The 20,873-nt window shown below is 59.6% G+C and carries 17 protein-coding genes; 8 read left to right on the forward strand and 9 right to left on the reverse strand.

What is annotated here, in order from left to right; all coding sequences use genetic code 11:
* Positions 1–82 precede the first annotated feature (82 nt).
* From nirB to cobA, 4 genes are read left to right on the forward strand one after another with little or no spacing between them, the layout of a single operon-like run.
* Positions 83–2,536: a nitrite reductase large subunit NirB gene (nirB, locus tag JFU58_RS27270; RefSeq protein WP_201142810.1), complete on the forward strand. Its 2,454-nt coding sequence runs from the start codon at positions 83–85 to the stop codon at positions 2,534–2,536.
* Positions 2,533–2,850: a nitrite reductase small subunit NirD gene (nirD, locus tag JFU58_RS27275; RefSeq protein ID WP_063032355.1), complete on the forward strand. Its 318-nt coding sequence runs from the start codon at positions 2,533–2,535 to the stop codon at positions 2,848–2,850. Before nirB ends, nirD begins: the two co-directional genes overlap by 4 nt.
* Positions 2,850–5,558 carry a nitrate reductase gene (locus JFU58_RS27280; protein WP_201142811.1) on the forward strand — a complete coding sequence of 903 codons (2,709 nt, stop codon included), beginning with the start codon at positions 2,850–2,852 and terminating at the stop codon, positions 5,556–5,558. The genes nirD and JFU58_RS27280 overlap by 1 nt, the downstream gene beginning before the upstream one ends.
* Positions 5,559–5,585: 27 nt before the next feature.
* Positions 5,586–6,311 (forward strand): uroporphyrinogen-III C-methyltransferase, encoded by a 726-nt coding sequence (gene cobA, locus JFU58_RS27285; RefSeq protein ID WP_242488340.1) that lies wholly within the window; start codon positions 5,586–5,588, stop codon positions 6,309–6,311.
* Between the two features lie 60 nt (positions 6,312–6,371).
* On the opposite strand, the gene JFU58_RS27290 is transcribed toward cobA, so the two are convergent.
* The 8 genes from JFU58_RS27290 to ppsA form a co-directional block, all read right to left on the reverse strand.
* Entirely contained in the window at positions 6,372–7,355 is a 984-nt protein-coding gene (locus JFU58_RS27290; protein ID WP_201142812.1) for an OmpA family protein, read from the reverse strand.
* Positions 7,356–7,462: 107 nt separating this feature from the next.
* Positions 7,463–8,053, reverse strand: coding sequence for an RNA polymerase sigma factor SigX (sigX, locus tag JFU58_RS27295; RefSeq protein WP_063032363.1), 591 nt, complete (start codon positions 8,051–8,053; stop codon positions 7,463–7,465).
* Positions 8,054–8,140: 87 nt separating this feature from the next.
* A complete protein-coding gene (locus tag JFU58_RS27300) occupies positions 8,141–8,965 on the reverse strand; it encodes a mechanosensitive ion channel family protein (RefSeq protein ID WP_008432650.1) in 825 nt (274 codons plus the stop codon).
* A 2-nt stretch (positions 8,966–8,967) separates the two neighbouring features.
* A complete protein-coding gene (locus tag JFU58_RS27305; RefSeq protein WP_003215011.1) occupies positions 8,968–9,213 on the reverse strand; it encodes a hypothetical protein in 246 nt (81 codons plus the stop codon).
* An 86-nt stretch (positions 9,214–9,299) separates the two neighbouring features.
* A complete protein-coding gene (locus JFU58_RS27310; RefSeq protein WP_063032365.1) occupies positions 9,300–10,295 on the reverse strand; it encodes a zinc transporter ZntB in 996 nt (331 codons plus the stop codon).
* A gap of 25 nt (positions 10,296–10,320) precedes the next feature.
* A complete protein-coding gene (gene rraA / locus JFU58_RS27315) occupies positions 10,321–10,812 on the reverse strand; it encodes a ribonuclease E activity regulator RraA (RefSeq protein WP_063032367.1) in 492 nt (163 codons plus the stop codon).
* Between the two features lie 222 nt (positions 10,813–11,034).
* Complete coding sequence (locus JFU58_RS27320; protein WP_017479078.1) at positions 11,035–12,024, reverse strand: alpha/beta fold hydrolase; 990 nt, start codon at positions 12,022–12,024, stop codon at positions 11,035–11,037.
* Positions 12,025–12,131: 107 nt separating this feature from the next.
* Positions 12,132–14,507, reverse strand: coding sequence for a phosphoenolpyruvate synthase (ppsA, locus tag JFU58_RS27325; protein WP_063032371.1), 2,376 nt, complete (start codon positions 14,505–14,507; stop codon positions 12,132–12,134).
* Between the two features lie 178 nt (positions 14,508–14,685).
* On the opposite strand from ppsA, the gene ppsR reads away from it, so the two are divergent.
* The gene (ppsR, locus tag JFU58_RS27330) at positions 14,686–15,504 is read left to right on the forward strand and encodes a posphoenolpyruvate synthetase regulatory kinase/phosphorylase PpsR (RefSeq protein WP_003215001.1); all 819 of its coding nucleotides are present in this window, start codon (positions 14,686–14,688) and stop codon (positions 15,502–15,504) included.
* A gap of 83 nt (positions 15,505–15,587) precedes the next feature.
* Here ppsR and JFU58_RS27335 read toward each other — a convergent pair whose 3' ends face one another.
* Positions 15,588–17,012, reverse strand: a complete 1,425-nt coding sequence (locus JFU58_RS27335; RefSeq protein ID WP_017479080.1) for an aminotransferase-like domain-containing protein — start codon at positions 17,010–17,012, stop codon at positions 15,588–15,590.
* A gap of 150 nt (positions 17,013–17,162) precedes the next feature.
* On the opposite strand from JFU58_RS27335, the gene JFU58_RS27340 reads away from it, so the two are divergent.
* The 3 genes from JFU58_RS27340 to JFU58_RS27350 are packed head-to-tail and all read left to right on the forward strand — an operon-like array spanning position 17,163 to position 20,856.
* On the forward strand, positions 17,163–18,056 hold the full coding sequence (locus JFU58_RS27340; RefSeq protein WP_167410167.1) for a DMT family transporter: 894 nt from the start codon (positions 17,163–17,165) through the stop codon (positions 18,054–18,056).
* Between the two features lies 1 nt (position 18,057).
* Complete coding sequence (gene moeB / locus JFU58_RS27345; protein WP_201142813.1) at positions 18,058–19,917, forward strand: molybdopterin-synthase adenylyltransferase MoeB; 1,860 nt, start codon at positions 18,058–18,060, stop codon at positions 19,915–19,917.
* 24 nt (positions 19,918–19,941) lie between these two features.
* Positions 19,942–20,856, forward strand: coding sequence for a PLP-dependent cysteine synthase family protein (locus tag JFU58_RS27350; RefSeq protein ID WP_063034033.1), 915 nt, complete (start codon positions 19,942–19,944; stop codon positions 20,854–20,856).
* Positions 20,857–20,873 lie beyond the last annotated feature (17 nt).

The following is a 20,873-nucleotide window of genomic DNA, read 5'->3' on the forward strand; positions in this document are numbered from 1 at the left end:
GACAAAGGCGTCCTCGCTACTTACCTAGCGGGGACGCCTTTTTTTGTTGCGCACGATTTGTCGAGCCACTGCGGAGAACGACATGAAGAAACTCAAACTGGTGATGATCGGCAACGGCATGGCCGGGGTTCGCACCCTTGAAGAATTGCTCAAGCTGAGCAGCGACCTGTACGACATCACCGTCTTCGGCGCCGAGCCTCACACCAATTACAACCGCATCCTGCTCTCGCCGGTGCTGGCCGGTGAGCAGACCTTCGAAGAGATCGTGCTCAACGATTTGAGCTGGTACCTCGATAACAACATCAAGTTGCTGCTCAATCGCAAAGTGGTGCAGATCGACCGGGTCAAACGCAAAGTCATCGCCGAAGACGGCAGCGAGGCCGAGTACGATCGCCTGCTGATCGCCACCGGGTCCACGCCGTTTATTTTGCCGATCCCCGGCAATACGCTGCACGGTGTGATCGGCTACCGCGACATCGCCGACACCCAAGCCATGATCGACACCGCCAGGACCCACAAGCACGCGGTGGTGATCGGTGGCGGGCTGCTGGGCCTGGAAGCGGCTAACGGCCTGATGCTGCGCGGCATGCACGTGACCGTGGTGCATATCGGCGAGTGGCTGTTGGAGCGGCAACTGGACAAGACCAGCGGCCAGTTGCTGCAAACCGAACTGGAAAGCCGTGGCCTGGTGTTCCGCCTGCAGGAACAAACCCAGGCGCTGCATGACGCCGGCAACGGCCGCGTCGGTTCGGTGCAATTCAAGAATGGCGATGTGATCCCCGCCGACCTGGTGGTGATGGCTGCCGGCATCCGCCCCAACACCGAGCTCGCGGAAAAATCCGGCATCCCGTGCAACCGTGGGATTCTGGTCAACGACACCCTGCAAACCTACGACCCGCGCATCTATGCCATCGGCGAATGCGCCAGCCATCGCGGGATCGCCTATGGCCTGGTGGCACCGCTGTTCGAGCAGGCCAAGGTCTGCGCCAACCACCTCGCCCAGTTGGGTTTTGCGCGTTATCAGGGTTCGGTGACCTCCACCAAATTGAAAGTCACCGGCATCGACCTGTTCTCCGCCGGGGATTTCATGGGCGGCGAAGGCACGGAAACCATCACCCTTTCCGACCCGATTGGCGGCGTCTACAAGAAGCTGGTGATCAAGGACGACATCCTCGTCGGCGCCTGCCTGTACGGCGATACGGCTGACGGCGGTTGGTATTTCCGGCAGATCCGTGAGAACCATGCCATTGGCGAGATTCGTGATCACCTGATGTTCGGCGAAAACGCCATTGGCGATGTAGGTCACCAGGGCCAGGACAAGGCGATGAGCATGGCCGACAGTGCTGAAGTCTGCGGCTGCAACGGCGTATGCAAGGGCACCATCGTCAAGGCCATTCAGGAACACGGGCTGTTCAGCGTCGACGACGTGAAAAAACACACCAAGGCCGCCAGCTCCTGCGGCTCCTGCGCCGGGCTGGTGGAACAGATCCTGATCAACACCGTGGGCGGCGCGGCCGACGTCAAACCGAAAAGCGAAAAAGCCATCTGCGGCTGCAGCGACCTCAACCACGGGCAGATCCGCCAGGCCATCCGCGACCAGCACCTGCTGACCATCGCCGGCACCATGAGCTACCTGAATTGGCGCACCCCGAACGGCTGCGCCACCTGCCGTCCGGCACTCAACTATTACCTGATTTCCACTTGGCCCGGCGAGGCGAAAGACGATCCGCAATCGCGCCTGATCAACGAGCGGGCCCACGCCAATATTCAGAAAGATGGCACCTACTCGGTAGTCCCGAGGATGTGGGGCGGTGTGACCAATCCGTCAGAACTGCGGCGCATCGCCGATGTGGCCGACAAGTACAACGTGCCGATGGTCAAGGTCACCGGCGGGCAGCGCATCGATTTGCTGGGCATCAAGAAGCAGGACTTGCCTGGCGTATGGAAAGACCTCGACATGCCGTCTGGCCATGCCTACGGCAAATCCATTCGCACCGTGAAGACCTGCGTCGGCAGCGAGTTCTGCCGCTTTGGTACACAGAACTCCACACAGCTGGGGATCGAGCTGGAGCATGATCTGTTCAATATGTGGTCGCCCCACAAGGTGAAACTGGCAGTGTCCGGCTGCCCGCGCAACTGCTCGGAAGCCGGGATCAAGGACGTGGGAATTATCGGCGTCGACTCCGGCTGGGAGATGTACATCGGCGGTAACGGCGGGATCAAGACCGAGGTGGCCGAGTTCTTCGTGAAGCTGAAAACCGCCGAAGAAGTGCGCGAATACAACGGCGCTTTCCTACAGCTCTATCGGGAAGAAGCCTTCTACCTGGAACGTACCGTGCACTACCTGCAACGGGTGGGTATGGAGCACATCAAGAAGGCCGTACTGGAAGACCCGGCGCGGCGTCAGGCGCTTAACGAACGTCTGCAATTCTCCCTGTCGTTCGAACAAGACCCGTGGAAAGAACGCCTGGAACAGCCACTGCTGAAAAAGGAATTCGACACCATCCCCGTCAAACTGCTGGAGGTGCCGGCATGAACTGGCTGGATATCTGCGCCCTCGAAGAAATCAACGCCCTGGGTTCGCGCATCATCACCGGGCCCAAAGGCGACATCGCGATTTTTCGTACCAGTGACGACGAAGTTTTCGCCCTCGACGACCGCTGCCCCCACAAGGGTGGCCCACTGTCCCAGGGTTTGATCTACGGCAAGCGCGTGGCCTGCCCACTGCATAACTGGCAGATCGACCTGGAATCCGGTGAAGCCCAGGCACCGGACGTCGGCTGCGCCCATCACCACCCGGCCCGCGTGGAAAACGGCCGGGTGATGTTGGCGCTGCGGGACGCCGGTTGATGAACCGCCAGACCACCGCGTCCACCTGCTGCTACTGCGGGGTGGGTTGCGGCGTGCTGATCGAACATGATGGCTCGCAGATCCTCGGTGTCAGTGGCGATCCGAGCCATCCGGCCAACTTTGGAAAATTGTGCAGCAAGGGTTCCAGCCTGCACCTCACCGGGGACCTTACGGCCCGTGCGTTGTACCCGGAACTGCGACTGGGCAAAGGCCTGGCCCGTACCCGCACGGACTGGGATACCGCCCTGGAACACGCGGCCAATGTGTTCGCCGAAACCATCGCCGAACACGGGCCGGACAGCGTGGCGTTCTATATCTCCGGGCAATTGCTGACCGAGGATTACTACAGCTTCAACAAGCTGGCGCGGGCGCTGGTGGGCACCAACAACATCGACAGCAACTCGCGGCTATGTATGTCGTCAGCAGTGGTTGGTTACAAGCGCAGCCTGGGGGCCGACGCGCCGCCCTGCAGTTATGAGGACCTGGAGTCGAGCGACTGCGTGATGATCGTCGGCAGTAACATGGCCTACGCACATCCGGTGTTGTTCCGACGCCTGGAGGAAGCCAAGGCTCGTCGGCCACAGATGAAGGTGGTGGTGATTGATCCCCGGCGCACCGACACGTGCGACCTGGCGGACCTGCACCTGGCGATCCTGCCGGGTACGGATGTCGCGTTGTTCCATGGGATCTTGCACCTGTTGTTGTGGGAAGACTGGATCGACCGCGACTTTATCCAGGCCCACACCAACGGCCTGGTGGAGCTCAAACGCCTGGTTCACGACTACACACCGCAAATGGTGACGCAGCTGTGCGGGATCAGTGTCGAGCAACTGCGCCAGTGCGCGGAATGGGTCGGCACCTCGGCGAGCTTCCTGTCGTTGTGGTGCATGGGGCTGAACCAGTCCACCGCAGGCAGCGCTAAGAACAGTGCGCTGATTAACCTGCATTTGGCGACCGGCACCATCGGCCGTCCCGGCTGTGGACCTTTCTCCCTGACGGGTCAGCCAAATGCCATGGGCGGTCGGGAAACCGGCAGTTTGTCGAATTTGCTGCCAGGCCATCGTGAGGCAGCCAACCCTGAACATCGGGCAGAAGTGGCCGCGTATTGGGGTGTTGACCAACTGCCGGCCAACACCGGACTGACCGCTATCGAATTGTTTGAGCAAATACAGGCCGGCAAGATCAAGGCCCTTTGGATCGCCTGCACCAATCCCGCCCAATCCCTGCCCGACCAGAACACCGTGCGTCAGGCCCTGGAGGCGTGTCCGTTCGTGGTGCTACAGGAAGCCTTTTGTACAACCGAGACAGCGCGTTTCGCCGACCTGTTGTTGCCCGCAGCGAGCTGGGGCGAGAAAGAAGGCACGGTCACCAACTCTGAACGGCGCATTTCCCACGTCCGGCAGGCCATCGTCCCACCAGGAGAGGCACGGCCGGACTGGGCAATCACTGTGGATTTTGCCCAGCGCCTGGAGCGACGTCTTTGTCCCGGAAAACCGGGTCTTTTTGCCTTTGAGCAACCGGCGCAGATCTTTGATGAATACAAACTGCTGACCCGTGGGCGTGACTTGGACCTGTCGGGTATCAGTCACGCCCTGCTGGACCGGATGGGCCCGCAGCAATGGCCATTCCCGGCCGATGCGATGAGCGGAACACCACGGCTGTACACCGACGGAATTTTCCCTACGGAGACTGGCCGGGCGCACTTTGTTGCTGACCCTTATCGCGCCGCCAAAGAGCAGCGTGACGCGCGCTTCCCTCTGACCCTGATCACCGGACGCCTGCGGGACCAATGGCATGGGATGAGCCGTACCGGCACCGCGGCGCAGTTGTTCGGGCATGTCAGTGAAGCGTTGCTCAGCCTGCACCCGGACGAGCTGCGCCGGCATCGCTTGAAGGAAGGCGACCTGATCAGCCTGAAAAGTCGGCGCGGCAGCGTGATTGTCGCCGTCGGCAGTGATGACAGCGTGCGTCCCGGCCAGGCGTTCCTGCCGATGCACTGGGGCGACCGCTTTCTCAAAGGCGGCGTGAATGCACTCACCCAGCCGGCGTTCGATCCGCTGTCCAAGCAGCCGGAACTCAAACATAGCGGTGTGCGCCTGGAGGCGGTGCAACTGCCCTGGCACTTGTTCGCGCTGATCGAAGGCGATGTGCAGCAACACTTTGAAGCGTTGCGACCGCTGTGTGAGGGTTTTGCCTACGTCAGCCTGAGCCTGACCGGGCGCGAGCGGCCTGCCCTGCTGATTCGTGGGGCGCATCACGAGGCGCCTGCACTTGAGCTGCTCAAGCAGATTGACCAGTTGCTGGGCCTGAATGACGGCCCGGTGATGGCCTACGACGACCCGCGGCGCTCCATTGGCAAGCGGGTAAAAATTGAAAAGGGCCGGATCACCGCGATCCGCCTGGCCGGCGAAACCCTGGCTCGCCACTGGTTGCAAAACCTGTGGCTGGAAGGCCGCACCGATGACCAGTTGCGACGCTGGCTGCTGGCGCCACTGAGTGCGCCACCGGGGGGCGGTTCCACCAGCCACAAGACGTTGTGCAACTGCAAGAACGTCAGCGAAAGCGCGGTCGGCGCCGGCATTGCCCGGGGCCTGGACCTGAATGGGCTGAAGCAGGAACTGGGTTGCGGCACGCAATGCGGCTCCTGCGTGCCGGAAATCAAACGGCTATTGGCGAGCGGCACGCAGCCAATCGCGATCACAGTGTGAGGGAAGCATATGAGCGCAAAAGTCTGACTGGTGGGCGCAGGTCCCGGCGATCCGGAGCTGCTGACACTCAAGGCAGTGAGAGCCCTGCGGGAGGCCGATGTGGTGCTGATCGATGACCTGGTCAACCCGGCGCTACTGGAGCATTGCCCCACTGCACGGCTGATCACCGTGGGTAAGCGCGGCGGCTGTCGTTCCACGCCGCAGGCGTTTATCCATCGCCTGATGTTGCGCTATGCCCGACAAGGCAAATGCGTGGTGCGGCTCAAGGGTGGCGACCCGTGCATTTTTGGTCGCGGTGGCGAAGAGGCGGCATGGCTCAGGCAGCAAGGGGTGACCGTGGAGTTGGTCAACGGCATTACGGCGGGGCTGGCCGGGGCAACGAACTGTGATATCCCGCTGACGTTGCGGGGTGTCAGCCGTGGCGTCACGCTGGTTACGGCCCACACTCAGGACGACAGCAGCATCAATTGGCGGGCACTGGCCGAGGGCGGCACGACGCTGGTGATCTATATGGGGGTGGCGAAGCTGGGGGAGATTCGCCAGCAGTTGCTGGAAGGTGGCATAAGCGATGACATGCCGGTGGCGATGATTGAAAACGCCTCGTTGCCACATCAGCGTGAGTGCCGCAGCAGTCTTGCCCGGATGCAGGAAGATGCGCACGAATTTGCGCTCAAGAGCCCGGCGATCCTGGTGATTGGCCGGGTTGCCCAGGCGACACAAGCGGTTGAGGCCCTGGCCAGCGCCACCGCCTGAGGTAAATTGCAGGCGAAAAAAAGCCCGGCCTAAGCCGGGCTTTTTTCTACAACTCAGTAATTACTGAGCTGCTTGTGCTTCTACCGAGGCTTCTACGCGACGGTTGATAGCACGGCCAGCTTCAGTTGCGTTGTCAGCAACTGGGCGGGATTTGCCATAACCAACCGAGCTTACACGGTTAGGAGCAATACCGTCTTTGACCAGGACTTGCTTAACAGCGTCAGCACGACGCTGGGACAGCTTCTGGTTGTAAGCGTCAGGACCGACGGAGTCAGTGTGACCTTCAACAACGGTGGTGGTTTGTGGGTACTGTTTCATGAAGTCAGCGAGGTTTTTCACGTCGCCGTAGCTGTTAGGCTTAACAACCGACTTGTCGAAGTCGAACTTCACGTCCAGCTCAACACGAACAACCTGAGCAACCGGAGCTTCTGGCTCTGGAACTGGCTCTGGAGCTGGTGCTGGGGTAGGAGCTGGAGCAGTTTTACCAGCGTTGCCGCCGAAGTTTACGCCCAGGCCAACCAGTGCGGAGTAGTCCCACTTGCCGTTGTCGATAGCGTAGTCAGCTTCAACGCCAGCACGTGCGAACAGGTTGTCGGTGAAGTAGTACTTCACACCAGCGCCAGCGATAGCCAGAGTCGACTGATCGCGACCGCTGTGACCATCAGCCTGTACGTTGGTACGGCTCTGGTGGCCGAAACCGCCCTCTACGTATGGACGCAGGGAGTCGACGCCAGCTTGACCGAAGTGGTACTGGGCAGTAACGCTGCCGGTATCACCTTTGATCTTCTGGTTGCCAGTACCGTCGTTCGAACGGGTGTGGTTGGTAGTGTCGTAGTTCAGGTTGATCGACACGTCGTCGGTCAGGAAGTAACCGATGCTTGCGCCAGGATTGTAGCCGTCTTCGATATGCTTGACGCTATCGTTGAACTGCTTTTTGTAGAACAGCTGGCCTTCAACTGCGCCTTGACCTTGTGCCAGAGCGCCGAAGGAAGTAGCAGCAATAAGAGTACCAATGGCCAAGCCCAAGGTGTTTTTCAGTTTCATCCGTTAAATCCCCATCTGGTGATTGTAAAGCAGTCCCACATACCGGGGGACAACTCGGCGACAAGTCTAACAGAACTTGCCTACACGTAAGAGATATTTGCCACGCACTAAGTTTCAGTACTGCCCGCAAATTTCTCACGTAATTTATCAAGAGCGCGTTTGTAACGCATTTTTGTAGCACTCAAACCCATATGCATGATGTCAGCGATTTCCTGAAACTCCAGCTCTGCGACAAATCGTAGCACCAGAATTTCCCGGTCAATCGGATTCACATGCACCAACCAGCGATCGAGTCCGCCCTTTTCTTCCGAGGTTGGCGTCTTCTCTTCAGACGCTTCCTCAAGGGGGTCCAGACTCAAAGCGTCCATCAAGCGACGCTTTCGCCGTTCCTTCCGATACTGCGTGATGCACTCGTTGTACGTGATGCTGTAGAGCCATGTCTTGAACTTCGATTTGCCCTCGAAGTTCTTCAGGCCGTATAGCACCTTGAGCATCACTTCCTGACAGACATCATCCGCATCTCTATCGTTCCCTAAATACCTTGAACAAACGTTGAACAGAGTGCGTTGATACCTGCGCATCAATTCTTCATACGCGCGTGTTACGTGAAACAGCTCCGTGTGCGAGCGCGCGACCAACTCCTCATCAGAGAGCTCACGGGGGTCATAGCGCGTGGACAGCGTTTGGGCTTTATTCAAAACAAATCGTGCCGACAGTCAGGTCAATGTCCGCCACAGCCTGGATACCCAGGTTCGCGGCGGCGTACATTAGCAGGATTCGCCGGGTTAGCGGCTAGTCACATGCTGTTCCAGCAAGATCCGGTTTGAAAGCGACACCAGTTCGCCATCATCCGTCAGCACTGTCGTCTTGACCGTGCCGATCTCCTCGATCTGCCCTTCGACCTCGCCCACACGCACTTGTTGCCCAACCTGATATAGCTCACGCACATAGATTCCCGCAAGAATCTGCCCGGCAATTTCCCTGCTTCCCAACCCCATGGCCAGCGCAACGGCCAGACCAACGGTAATCAAAACAATCACAATCACGTGGTTCAGCAGGTCAGTTTTGACCTCCAACTGGCTGATCGCGACCGAAATACTGATAATAATCACCAGGCCCTGGGCAATTCGACCCAAGCCACTGGCGTAATCCAGCCCTACGCCTTCAGCCGCACCGCGCACCAGGCCATTGGCCAGTTGTGCCAGCAAAACCCCTACCAGCAACACCAGCGCGCCACCGAATACCTTCGGCAAATACAGCGCCAGCATGTCGAGAGTAGCTGAAACTCGCTCAAGTCCAAGGGATTCAGCCGCAGAAACCAGAAAAATCAGCAAAACAAACCAATAAACGATCTTGCCGATCAATGTCGAGATCGGTACCTGCAACCCGGCACGCCCCAGAATCTTGGTCAGGCCGGTACCACCCATCAATCGATCAAGACCCAGTTTAGCCAGCAATTTGGAGAGCAGGGTGTCGAGCAGCTTGGCCACGACGAAACCCAGCAGCACCACCACCAGTGCACCAAACAGGTTGGGAATGAAATTCGCCACCTTGGTCCACAACGCAGTCATTGCAGTTACCAGACTCTGAGTCCAGAGATCGAGTTCCATATTCATTCAGCCTTATCAGCAGTGCGAGCAAGAGGTTTACGACGGGAAACCGGTGAAACATGGGCCGAACCATTGTTCAAGGCCATCATCAACGCCGGCAACCAGCGACCAAGCAGACCGAACAGGTCCCCCGCCCCGACCTGGCGGTTGGCGGTTTTCAAAACGCGACCCAGGCAAGCATCGTCGTCCCGGTTGGACGGCGAGGCATTCAGCATGTCACGCAAAGACTGTTCGAACGGATCGTGCATAAAAAACCTCTCGCAAGTGATTTAAAAGACGAGGGTAAAATTCTTCGGGTCACATGACCTCTTTCCATGTTCAGGTCACATTCAGCTCAAACCCAACGTAACCGTCGAAACAACCACCACTGCCCAAGCGCCACCGAGACCATCATCAGGCAGGCAATCAGGAATCCATAAGGGCTGGAAGAGAACGGAATCCCCCCCACATTGATCCCCAGCAAACCGGTGAGAAAACTCATCGGCAGGAAGATCCCGGTGATGATCCCGAAGCGGTACATGGTGCGGTTCATGCGCAGGCTCAAACGCCGGTCTTCGGTCTCAAGCACAAGCCCCACGCGCTCCCGAGCCAATTCCAGCTCTTCCAGGTAACGGGTCAGGCTGTTGTTCAATTCGTTCCAGTAGTCAGCATCGTCGTCACAGAACCAGGGCAACTTGATCCGGGTCAACTGCGCGAAAATATCCCGCTGCGGCGACAGGAAACGTTTCAGCCCGGCGGCACGCCGACGGATCTGCAAAACGCTGCCATGCTCCGGGGTATACCGTTCGTCGGCATCCAGTTTTTCTTCTTCGATATCGACGATTTCGGACAGGTCGCTGACCAGATCCTGAACCTTGTTGGTCAGGTACTGCGCCATATAAAGGACCAGTTCCGAGGACGTCTTCGGCCCCTTGCCGTCCGCCAGTTGCACCAGCAACTCGTCGGTGGCGCGCAACGGGCGCAAGCGCAGGGAAATCACCCGCGCTGCCGAGGCAAAGATCCGCACCGAGACCATGTCTTCCGGTTCGGCGCCGGGATTGAGGTTCACCCCGCGTAAAAACAGCAGCAGTTCAGCGTCCGGCAGTGGCAACAGGCGCGGACGGGTGTTCTCCTCCAGCAGCAGGTCACAGGCGAACTCGCTCAAGCCACTGGATTTGCGCAACCAGGTCTGGGTCTGCGGGTGACTACGGTCCCAATGCAGCCACAGGCTTTCCTGAGGCTGCAATTGCAGCTCATCAAGCTCTGTCCGGGCAATCGAACGCGCACCACCTTTACCGTCCAGCACCAGGGCATGCACCAGCCCCCACTGCGCGTTTTCTTCCTCGAACATCCTCACCCCTGTCGGCTACTGCTGTTTATTCAGGCATTTTCAGCGGGCTGGGGGACACGATCACGCCGTTATTGTCAGCGTACACGTACTCACCTGGGCGGAAAGTAACGCCGGCGAATGTCACCGCCACGTTCAAATCGCCAAGACCACGCTTGTCAGTCTTCATTGGATGGCTGGCCAGGGCCTGCACGCCCAGGTCGGTTTGGGCGATCACGTCGACATCACGGATGCAGCCGTAGATCACCAGCCCTTCCCAGCCATTTTTCGCGGCTTTCTCGGCGATCATGTCGCCCAGCAACGCGCGGCGCAGGGAACCACCGCCATCGACCACCAGCACCTTGCCGGTGCCGTTGAGTTCGGCTTGTTCCTTGACCAGGGAATTGTCTTCAAAGCACTTGATGGTCACGATCTCGCCACCAAAGGAGTCTCGGCCGCCGAAATTGCTGAACATCGGCTCAACCACCTGCACCAGCTCCGGGTAGGCATCGCACAGGTCGGGGGTAAGGTAATGGTTCATCGAGAAACTCCTGTAGGTGAAAGAAGGTGTCAAACATCCCACTGTTTACTTACATCTGGAAACGCTTTGCCGTGAAGGTTCTTTAATCCGGGTCGAATAGTCGGGCCCATCGGACAGCAACGCAAGACCCACTGCGCGACTGAATATGACCAGAACCACCCAACGCGTCATATCTTAGCCGCTACGGCAAACAAGCGAAACGCCCCTGATAGAGCCTTGCGCTCAAACTGCTGCGAGTTCCTGAGACTGCGCCTCCATCAAAGGTGTGAGCGGATCTTTCAACCAACGCCTCACTAACGGCCACACCTCAGCCTGTGCGGCCTTGCTGACAAGCATCTCAACATGCCCGAAATCCCCGCTGAACCCTTGCTGACGCCCCAGGCACAGGTACTGGCGATGCTCGGAGCCGATCTGTTCGAAGAGCTTGCGACAGGCCCAGTCCGGGTCCTGGTGATCGCCGGCAGCGCTCACCGCCAATAGCGGCACGTCAACATCTGCCAGGCCTTTCCACCAGTCCTGCTTCCCTTCGCCAAAACGGCCGAACAGACCATTCCAGCGCATGGCTTCAATCAGAACGCCCGCCGGCTCGTCCTCTGGGCCACGTTTCAGTCGGGAGCCAGACAACTCGCCAAAACGCTTCAAGAGCAGCCGGCCGGTCCATTCCACCGGTGGCAGTTTCAACGGCCAATGGGTGCGGCTGACCTGGCAGCCAAACAGCGCCACCGAGGCCACCGCCGGCGCGCCCAGATGCTGTCCACCCAGGGCGGCAGCCAAGGTCGTGCCACCCAGGGAATGCCCGATCCAGTGGGGAATCTGCCCGCTTTGCTCACGCACAAAGGCCGCAATAGCCGGCAAATCGTAGCGCGCATAGTCGGCGACGCGGTTTTTGGCATAGGCCTGATTACGCCGGGACAGCCCATGGCCGCGCATTTCCGGGATCCAGACGTCGAACCCCTCGCGCGCCAGGTAGGCACCCAGGCCGATGCCCTTGGGCGAATACCAGAAGCGTCGGTTGGAGAAACTGCCGTGCAACAAAACCACCGGCACGCCCCGGTTTTCCGGGACATCAGCCAGGCCCAGGCGGGTCACGGCCAGCTCGACAGTGCCGTCGGGGCTGTTGCCGGGTTTCAGCCGATACACGTCTTCACTCAGGTCGCCACGACGCTCAGCGCTGATCAAGGCGACGGGAAACAGGTTGCTGCTGCTTTGCATAATGCTCTTGCACAAAAAAGGGCGGCGTCCGGAAGGAGTTCCGCCCTGTACAGAATGAGAAATGCCGGCCAACCGCAAGGTTGACCGGCACTTTTGGGTGCTGCGTTTTACGCCGGCGTTTGGCCTTCAGCCAGGAAGAACCAGGTTTCCAGTACGGAATCGGGGTTCAGCGAGACGCTTTCGATGCCCTGTTCCATCAGCCATTTGGCCAGGTCCGGGTGATCGGAAGGGCCTTGGCCGCAGATCCCGATGTACTTGCCAGCCTTGTTGCACGCCTGGATGGCGTTGGCCAACAGCTTCTTGACCGCAGGGTTACGCTCGTCAAACAGGTGGGCAATGATCCCCGAGTCGCGGTCCAGGCCCAGGGTCAGCTGAGTCAGGTCGTTGGAGCCGATGGAGAAGCCGTCGAAGAACTCCAGGAACTCTTCGGCCAGGATGGCGTTGGACGGCAACTCGCACATCATGATGACGCGCAGGCCGTTCTCGCCACGGGACAGGCCGTTTTCAGCCAGCAGGTCCACCACTTGGCTTGCCTCACCCAGGGTGCGTACGAACGGCACCATGATTTCGACGTTGGTCAGGCCCATTTCGTTGCGCACGCGCTTGAGAGCACGGCATTCCAGCTCGAAGCAGTCGCGGAAGGCTTCGCTGATGTAACGCGAGGCGCCACGGAAGCCCAGCATCGGGTTTTCTTCTTCCGGCTCGTAGAGCTTGCCGCCGATCAGGTTCGCGTATTCGTTGGACTTGAAGTCCGACAGCCGCACGATGACCTTTTTCGGGTAGAACGCCGCCGCCAGGGTGCTGATGCCTTCCACCAGTTTCTCGACGTAGAAGCCCACCGGGTCGTTGTAGCCGGCGATGCGCTTGTCGACGCTTTCCTTGATGTCCGGCGGCAGGCCGTCGTAGTTCAACAACGCCTTGGGGTGCACGCCGATCATGCGGTTGATGATGAACTCCAGGCGGGCCAGGCCCACACCGGCGTTCGGCAACTGCGCGAAGTCGAAGGCGCGGTCCGGGTTGCCGACGTTCATCATGATCTTGAACGGCAGGTCCGGCATGGCGTCGATGGAGTTTTGCTTGATGTCGAAGCCCAGCTCACCTTCGAAGATAAAGCCGGTGTCGCCTTCCGCGCAGGATACGGTCACGCCCTGGCCGTCTTTCAACAGTTGGGTCGCGTTGCCGCAGCCCACCACTGCCGGAATCCCCAGTTCACGGGCGATGATCGCCGCGTGGCAGGTGCGCCCGCCACGGTTGGTGACGATGGCGCTGGCGCGTTTCATCACCGGTTCCCAGTCCGGGTCGGTCATGTCGGAGACCAGTACGTCGCCAGGCTGGACCTTGTCCATCTCGGACACGTCCTTGATGATCCGCACCTTGCCGGCGCCGATGCGCTGGCCAATGGCACGGCCTTCCACCAGCACGGTGCCGGTTTCTTTCAACAGGTAGCGTTCCATGACGTTGGCCGAAGTGCGGCTCTTCACGGTTTCAGGACGGGCCTGAACGATGTACAGCTTGCCGTCGTCGCCGTCTTTGGCCCATTCGATGTCCATCGGGCACTTGTAGTGCTTCTCGATGATCATCGCCTGCTTGGCCAATTCGCTGACTTCGGCGTCGGTCAGGCAGAAACGCGCGCGTTCGGCCTTGTCGACATCAACGGTTTTCACCGAGCGACCGGCCTTGGCCTCGTCGCCGTAGATCATCTTGATCGCCTTGCTGCCCAGGTTGCGGCGCAGGATGGCCGGGCGGCCGGCTTCAAGGGTGTGTTTGTGGACGTAGAATTCGTCCGGGTTCACCGCGCCTTGTACGACGGTTTCGCCGAGGCCGTAGGCGCCGGTGATGAACACCACGTCGCGGAAGCCCGATTCAGTGTCCAGGGTGAACATCACGCCGGCCGTACCGGTTTCCGAACGCACCATGCGCTGCACACCGGCAGACAGGGCCACCAGTTTGTGGTCGAACCCCTGGTGTACGCGGTAGGAAATGGCGCGATCGTTAAAGAGGGAGGCGAACACTTCCTTGGCCGCGCGGATTACGTTTTCCACGCCGCGGATGTTCAGGAAGGTTTCCTGCTGGCCGGCAAAGGAGGCGTCTGGCAAGTCTTCGGCGGTGGCCGAGGAGCGCACGGCGACGGCCATGTCCGGGTTACCGGCCGACAGCGTGGCAAACGCGGTGCGTATCTCGGCGTTGAGCTTCTCGGGGAACTCGGCTTCCATGATCCATTGACGGATCTGGGCACCGGTCTTGGCCAGGGCGTTGACGTCATCGACGTCCAACGCATCGAGGGCGGCGTGGATCTGATCGTTGAGGCCGCTCAACTCGAGGAAATCACGGTAAGCCTGGGCGGTGGTGGCAAAACCACCTGGCACCGATACACCGGCGCCCGCAAGATTACTGATCATCTCGCCCAGGGATGCGTTCTTGCCCCCTACGTGCTCTACATCATGGACGCCGAGCTTATCGAGGGAAACTACGTACTCTACCAAGGTGATCTCTCCACTTTCTGTGTTGGAAAAGCTCAGGACGCCGGCGGCTCAGTAGGAGCAGTTACCGGCGTTTGTGGCCTGGACCTGGAAAATAAGTGAGAATGCGGCCCACTGCGGGACGGCAAAATCGCGCCTATCATATCCAAGATTCGTCATCAGCTTAAGGCCCAAGGCTCAAATGAAACGATCTGCTTTCTTTATCTCCGACGGCACCGGCATTACAGCCGAAACCCTGGGTCAAAGCCTGCTGGCGCAGTTCGAAAACATTACCTTCAGCAAATTCACGCGACCCTATATCGATAGCGTGGATAAAGCGCGGGCCATGGTACAACAAATCAATCTGGCCGCCGAAAAAGACGGATTTCGTCCGATCATTTTCGACACCATCGTCAATCAGGACATTCGTGAGATCCTCGCCACCTCCAATGGTTTCATGATCGACATCTTCTCTACCTTCCTGGCGCCGCTGGAACAAGAGTTAAGTGAACATTCGTCATACTCCGTCGGAAAATCTCACTCCATCGGCCACAACTCCAACTATATGGAGCGGATCGAGGCGGTGAACTTTGCCCTCGACAACGACGACGGCGCCCGCACCCACTACTACGACAAGGCTGATTTGATCCTGGTGGGCGTGTCCCGCTGCGGCAAGACGCCGACCTGCCTTTATATGGCCATGCAATTCGGGATTCGCGCGGCCAACTACCCGCTGACCGAAGACGACATGGAGCACCTGACACTGCCGAGCGCCCTGCGCGCGCACCAGCACAAGCTGTTCGGGCTGACCATTGACCCGGACCGGCTGACGGCGATCCGCAATGAGCGCAAGCCCAATAGCCGTTACTCCAGCTATGCGCAGTGCGAATTTGAAGTGAGGGAAGTGGAAAACCTGTTCCGCCGGGAAAATATTGCGCACATCAATTCCACGCATTTTTCGGTGGAAGAGATTTCGGCGAAGATTCTGGTGGAGAAAGGGGTGGAGCGGCGGTTTAAGTAAATACGCTCTCTGGCCAAGGTGCTTGTGTGGCGAGGGAGCTTGCTCCCTCGCCACAGAGGCCTGTTCACAACAAGCTGTTGGGTTCACAGGTGAAACCGCCCTCCTCCCTGCCCCAGCGCTGTCGCCAGCGCATCAAACCCATCCAGCAGCAACTGATCATCTCCCGACGTATTGCAGATACTCGCCCGGATAAACTGCGGCACCGCCGTCTGCCCCACCGCAAACGCCTCGGCTGTCGCGATCAGGTAATTGTTCTGCTTCAACTCCGCCTCGATTTCCGACGCACGCCACGGCTCCGGGACTTCGATCCAGAAGTGCGGGCTGTTCAGATGAGTGCGGTACTCCAGCCCGATCAACAACCCTTCAACCAACGCCTTGCGGCGGCTGATTTCCTGAATCTGCTGGTGCAGCAGGTGTTCTGCCGTGCCGTTCTCGATCCACTGCGTGGCCAATTCCAGGGTGACCGGCGTGGCCATCCAACAGGTGGAACGCAAGGCCGCAGAAATCCGGCTGACCAGCGCCGGCGGTGCGTGTACGTACCCAACGCGCAACCCCGCCGACACCGCCTTGCTCAGGCTGCTGATCAGAATCGTACGCTCCGGGGCGAAATGGCTCAGGGGCGGCGGGCGGTCTTCCACCAGCACACCGTGGGCCTCGTCCTCAAGAATCAGCAGGTTGTGCTCGCGGCAGACCTTGACCAGCGCCTCACGGCGCGCGACCGACAGCACCGCTGTCGTAGGATTCTGGATGGTCGGCGTGCAGTACAACGCCGAAACCCGGTGATTGCGACAGACTTCATCCAGCGCCCCTGGCAGCAGCCCTTCTTCATCCATTTCCAGGCCGATCAGGCGTATTCCCAGCATGCGCGCGGCGGTGATCAGCCCCGGGTAGGTCAACTGTTCGGTGACCACCGTGTCCCCCGCCCGTAACAGTGCCATCAGTGCGCACAGCAGCCCATGCTGGCCACCGTTCACGCAGATCACTTGCTCGGGAATCGGATGGAAGTCCCGCTGCACCAGCCACTGGGCACCCGCTGCCCGGTAGCGCGGCAGGCCGGCATCCGGGGTGTAGGCACTGATGTCCTGCAAAAACTTGGCGTTAGTGGCCAGCGTCTGAAAGCTCTGGGCCAGGAACGTGGTTTCCTGCCCCGGGATATGCATGTTGCGGCTCATATCAAAGTACTGCCGCGGCTCGTCGCTGAAGTTGCGAAAGCCTTCATCCCGCTGGCGTTCCATCCCACGCTTGCGCACGAAGGTGCCGTCACCCACGCGCGCCACCACCAGCCCCAGCCGCTCCAGCTCACCGTAGGCTCGGCTGATGGTGCCGATAGTGACCCCAAGATTGTCGGAAAGCACCCGATGAGGCGGCAGCTTTCTTCCCGGTTCAATCAAGCCTTCAAGAATGCCCCGCTCCATGACATCGGACAGGCGCTTGTACTTCACGCCCTGCCCGTTGGAGAGTCCTTCTCGCATAATTGACACCATGTCAATATTTGTTTTGACAGCCATCTTTCGCCCTAATAGTGTGCTTTTACGGGTTCAATCACCGAATCAAGGCACTCAATATAGAGGTCAATTCGGTCTCATGGAAGCAATGTCACGATGCCAATGTCCGCCGTTCTCGAAAATGCTGAAAAAACAAAAACTCACAAGCAGTGGTTGGCTGGGCTGATAACCAGTGTGATGTTCCTGATCGTGTGCCTGAGCTGGGGCACCACCTGGCTGGGCATCAAGATCGCCGTGGAGAGCGTGCCGCCGCTGACCTCTGCCGGGCTGCGGTTCTTGATCGCGTTTCCGCTGTTCCTGTGTTTCGCCTGGGTGCGCCGCGAGCCGATTCTGTTTCCCCGGGAAAGCCGCTGGTTCTTCGTGTTTGTGACGCTGTCCTACTTCAGCGTTCCGTATTACTTGCTCAACTACGGCGAGATGCATGTCTCGTCCGGACTCACCGCGCTGCTGTTCAGCTGCATGCCGGTGTTTATCCTGATTTTCTCCGCGCTGTTCCTGCGCGAGCGCATCTACTTTTCACAGGTGGTCGGTATCGCCATCGGTTTCGGCAGCCTGTACATGATCATCAAGAGCCAGGGCCTGCACCTGGACCATGCCGAGTTCTTCGGGGTGCTGGCAATCCTGGCCGCCGCGATCATGCATGCCTTGTGCTACGTGATTACCAAGAAACAAGGCAGCGCCATCAGCGTGATCACCTACAACACCCTGCCCATCGGCATCGCCGGGCTGATGCTGTTTGTCGCCGGGCTGTGGTTTGAAACCCCGACGTTCGAAGACATCACTCTGCGCTCCTGGAGTGCGCTGTTCTACCTTGGCCTGGTGGCGTCGGTGGGCGGGTTTATCGTGTATTTCATGCTGCTCAAGCGCCTGAGCCCGATCATTTTGTCCTTCGTGTTCATCATCTTCCCGGTGTTCGCGGTGATCATCGGTGCCTGGTACGAAGGCGTGCAGATCTCCAAGGACCTGATGATGTATTCGGCGATCCTGCTAGCCGGTTTTGCCATCACCAAGCTGCCCATCGAAAAGCTCCTGGCGAAGAAAAACTGAGATGAAGGTCCTGAGCCCAACCGCCCTGGAGCAGGTTTACGCCCACGCCGACCGCAGCTACCCCGAGGAATGCTGCGGTTTCGTTTTCGCCGATGGCACCGTGCACCTGGGCAGCAACATCCAGAACGAGCTGCACCGCAAGAACCCCGAGATGTATTCACGCAGTGCAGCCAACGGTTACACCTTTTCGGTGGCCGACACGCTGATGATGAATAAGGCGTTTCGCAGTGATAACCCGGTGGTGGTGATCTACCACTCCCACCCTGACGTCGGCGCGTATTTCAGCGACGAAGACCAGGACAAGGCCCTCTTCATGGGAGAACCGATCTACCCCGTAAGTTACCTGGTGGTCGATGTTCGCCAGGGCAAGACCCAAGGTTCAAAACTGTTTGCCTGGGATGGCAAGCGCTTCGCCCAAACCCCCTTCAACGACCTGCAAACGGAGTTGTGCATGAACGCTGTCTCTTTCCCCGACATCCTGGTCCGCGTGGCCAAGCTGCCAGCATCGACCCTCGAGGGTGCCGGATCGACATTGCGCGAAGTCATTGAAAACCTCTGCATCGAGCACCCGCAATTGCGGGCGCACCTGCTCTACGAGAATAACCAGCTCAAGGAACACTTCCTGTTCACCGCCGAAGAGGAACTGATCGACGCCAACGACCGGTTGCCCGAAAAGGCCAAAATCGAAGTGCTGCTGGCCACCTCCGGCGGCATGGACGTCGACCAACTGAGCAACGAGGAAGTGCAGCGCTACGTGCGCCACATCACCCTGCCCGGCGTCGGCCGCGAAGGCCAACTGAACCTGAAGAAAGCCAAGGTGCTGATCGTCGGCACCGGCGGCCTCGGTTCGCCCATCAGCCTGTACCTGGCGGCGGCCGGCATCGGCACCTTGGGGCTGGTGGATTTCGACGTGGTGGAAAGCAGCAACCTGCAACGCCAGATCGTCCACGGCAACAGCACCCTGGGCCTGCCCAAGGTGGAGTCCGCCAAGCAACGCTTGCAGGACCTCAACAGCCACATCCAGATCAACACCTACGACACCGCCTTCAACACCGACAACGCCCTGGAACTGGTGGGCGCCTATGACCTGGTGATCGACGGCACCGACAATTTCGAAACCCGCTACCTGGTCAACGACGCTTGCGTGCAGTTAGGCAAGCCGTTGGTGTACGGCGCCATCTACCGCTTCGACGGGCAGATCAGCGTGCTCAACTACAAAGGCGGGCCGTGCTATCGCTGCCTGTTTCCCCAGGCCCCGCCGGCGGAACTGGCACCCAACTGCAGCGCTGGCGGCGTCATCGGCGTATTGCCCGGGGTGGTCGGGATGATCCAGGCCACCGAGGCGATCAAGCTGTTGATCGGCATTGGCGACCCCCTCTCGGGCCGGCTGATGCGCTTTGATGCGCTGGCGATGAAGTTCAGCGAGATCCGCTTCAAGCGCCGCGCCGACTGCCCCTGCTGTTCCGAACTGCGCCACACCCAAACCCTCGCACCCGCTGTCTGCGCCGACGCCATGCCAAGCCAACCGTCCCTGGCCGAAGAGCGCTACATCAAGCCGCGGGTGCTCAAGCAACTGCTCGAACGACACAGCAAGGCCGACGTGCTGCTGGACGTGCGTGACGCCAGCGAGCTGGAAGTGTGCAAATTGCCGGGGGTGGTGCACATCCCGCTGGCCGAACTCGACGGGCAACTCGCCAACCTCAGCCGTGACAACACTCACTACCTCATCTGCTACGCCGGAACCCGCGCGGAGCAAGCCGCCAGCACGTTGCTGGCCGCCGGATTCGTCAACACCAAAGTACTGCAAGGTGGCATGAAACACTGGGTTCGCGACGTCGAACCTGACATGCCTTTGTACTGATCAGCGGCCATGGGTTCTTACTTGATGTTGCATAACTCGATACTCGACGCCATTGGCCAAACGCCCATCGTGCGCCTGGAACAGTTTTCCGAAGACCTTGGCATTGAGGTCTACGCCAAGCTGGAATCCCTCAACCCTGGTGGCAGCCACAAGGCGCGCATCGCCCTGGGGATGATCCTCGACGCCGAGCGCCGGGGCATTCTGATTCGCGGCTCCGGGCAAACCATCATCGAACCCAGCGGCGGCAACACCGGCATCGGCCTGGTGATGGCCGGCAACGTGCTGGGCTACAAAGTGGTGCTGGTGATCCCCGACAACTACAGCCCGGAGAAGCAGAAACTGCTGCGGCTGTATGGCGCCAAGGTGGTGCTGTCCGACAGCCGCCAGGGCAACAATTCCCACGGCGAAAAGTGCATGGAGCTGCAGCTGGAAAACCCCAGCTACGTGATGCTCAACCAGCAGCGCAACGGCGCCAACCCGCAGACACACCGTGACACCACCGCCCGGGAAATCATCCGCGCCTTCGGCGAGCTGCGGGTCGACTACTTCGTCAGCGGCATCGGCACCGGCGGCCATATCACCGGCATCGGCGAAACCCTCAAGAGCACCTGGCCGGCAATCCGCGTCATGGGGGTGGAGCCGGAAGAATGCGACCTGCTCAGCGACCGCCACGCGCCGCACCATATCCAGGGCCTGTCCATCGGGTTGATCCCGAGCATTCTCAACGTCGCAATCATTGACGGGATGCTCAAGGTGTCGCGCCAGGAATGCCTCGACATGATCAAACGCATCATGCGCACCGATGCCATCAGCCTCGGGCTGTCGTCGGCCGCCAACATGGTGGCGATCGCCAAACTGGCGCCGGAGCTGCCCACCGATACCGTTGTGCTGACCATGGTCTACGACAGTGCCGACAGTTATTTGCCCTGTTTTGAATAACAACTATTGCGGGGGTG

Origin of the sequence: Pseudomonas sp. TH34, from assembly GCF_016650865.1 — a bacterium.
GTDB classification, from domain to species: Bacteria; Pseudomonadota; Gammaproteobacteria; order Pseudomonadales; family Pseudomonadaceae; genus Aquipseudomonas; species Aquipseudomonas yamanorum.

Bases quoted from the DNA above. Each gene is read 5' to 3' on its own strand.
- nirB (WP_201142810.1), top strand. From the start codon at position 83: ATGAAGAAACTCAAACTGGTGATGATCGGCAACGGCATGGCCGGGGTT.
- nirD (WP_063032355.1), top strand. From the start codon at position 2,533: ATGAACTGGCTGGATATCTGCGCCCTCGAAGAAATCAACGCCCTGGGT.
- JFU58_RS27280 (WP_201142811.1), top strand. From the start codon at position 2,850: ATGAACCGCCAGACCACCGCGTCCACCTGCTGCTACTGCGGGGTGGGT.
- JFU58_RS27290 (WP_201142812.1), bottom strand. From the start codon at position 7,355: ATGAAACTGAAAAACACCTTGGGCTTGGCCATTGGTACTCTTATTGCT.
- JFU58_RS27300 (WP_008432650.1), bottom strand. From the start codon at position 8,965: ATGGAACTCGATCTCTGGACTCAGAGTCTGGTAACTGCAATGACTGCG.
- JFU58_RS27305 (WP_003215011.1), bottom strand. From the start codon at position 9,213: ATGCACGATCCGTTCGAACAGTCTTTGCGTGACATGCTGAATGCCTCG.
- JFU58_RS27310 (WP_063032365.1), bottom strand. From the start codon at position 10,295: ATGTTCGAGGAAGAAAACGCGCAGTGGGGGCTGGTGCATGCCCTGGTG.
- rraA (WP_063032367.1), bottom strand. From the start codon at position 10,812: ATGAACCATTACCTTACCCCCGACCTGTGCGATGCCTACCCGGAGCTG.
- JFU58_RS27320 (WP_017479078.1), bottom strand. From the start codon at position 12,024: ATGCAAAGCAGCAGCAACCTGTTTCCCGTCGCCTTGATCAGCGCTGAG.
- ppsR (WP_003215001.1), top strand. From the start codon at position 14,686: ATGAAACGATCTGCTTTCTTTATCTCCGACGGCACCGGCATTACAGCC.
- JFU58_RS27335 (WP_017479080.1), bottom strand. From the start codon at position 17,012: ATGGCTGTCAAAACAAATATTGACATGGTGTCAATTATGCGAGAAGGA.
- moeB (WP_201142813.1), top strand. From the start codon at position 18,058: ATGAAGGTCCTGAGCCCAACCGCCCTGGAGCAGGTTTACGCCCACGCC.
- JFU58_RS27350 (WP_063034033.1), top strand. From the start codon at position 19,942: ATGTTGCATAACTCGATACTCGACGCCATTGGCCAAACGCCCATCGTG.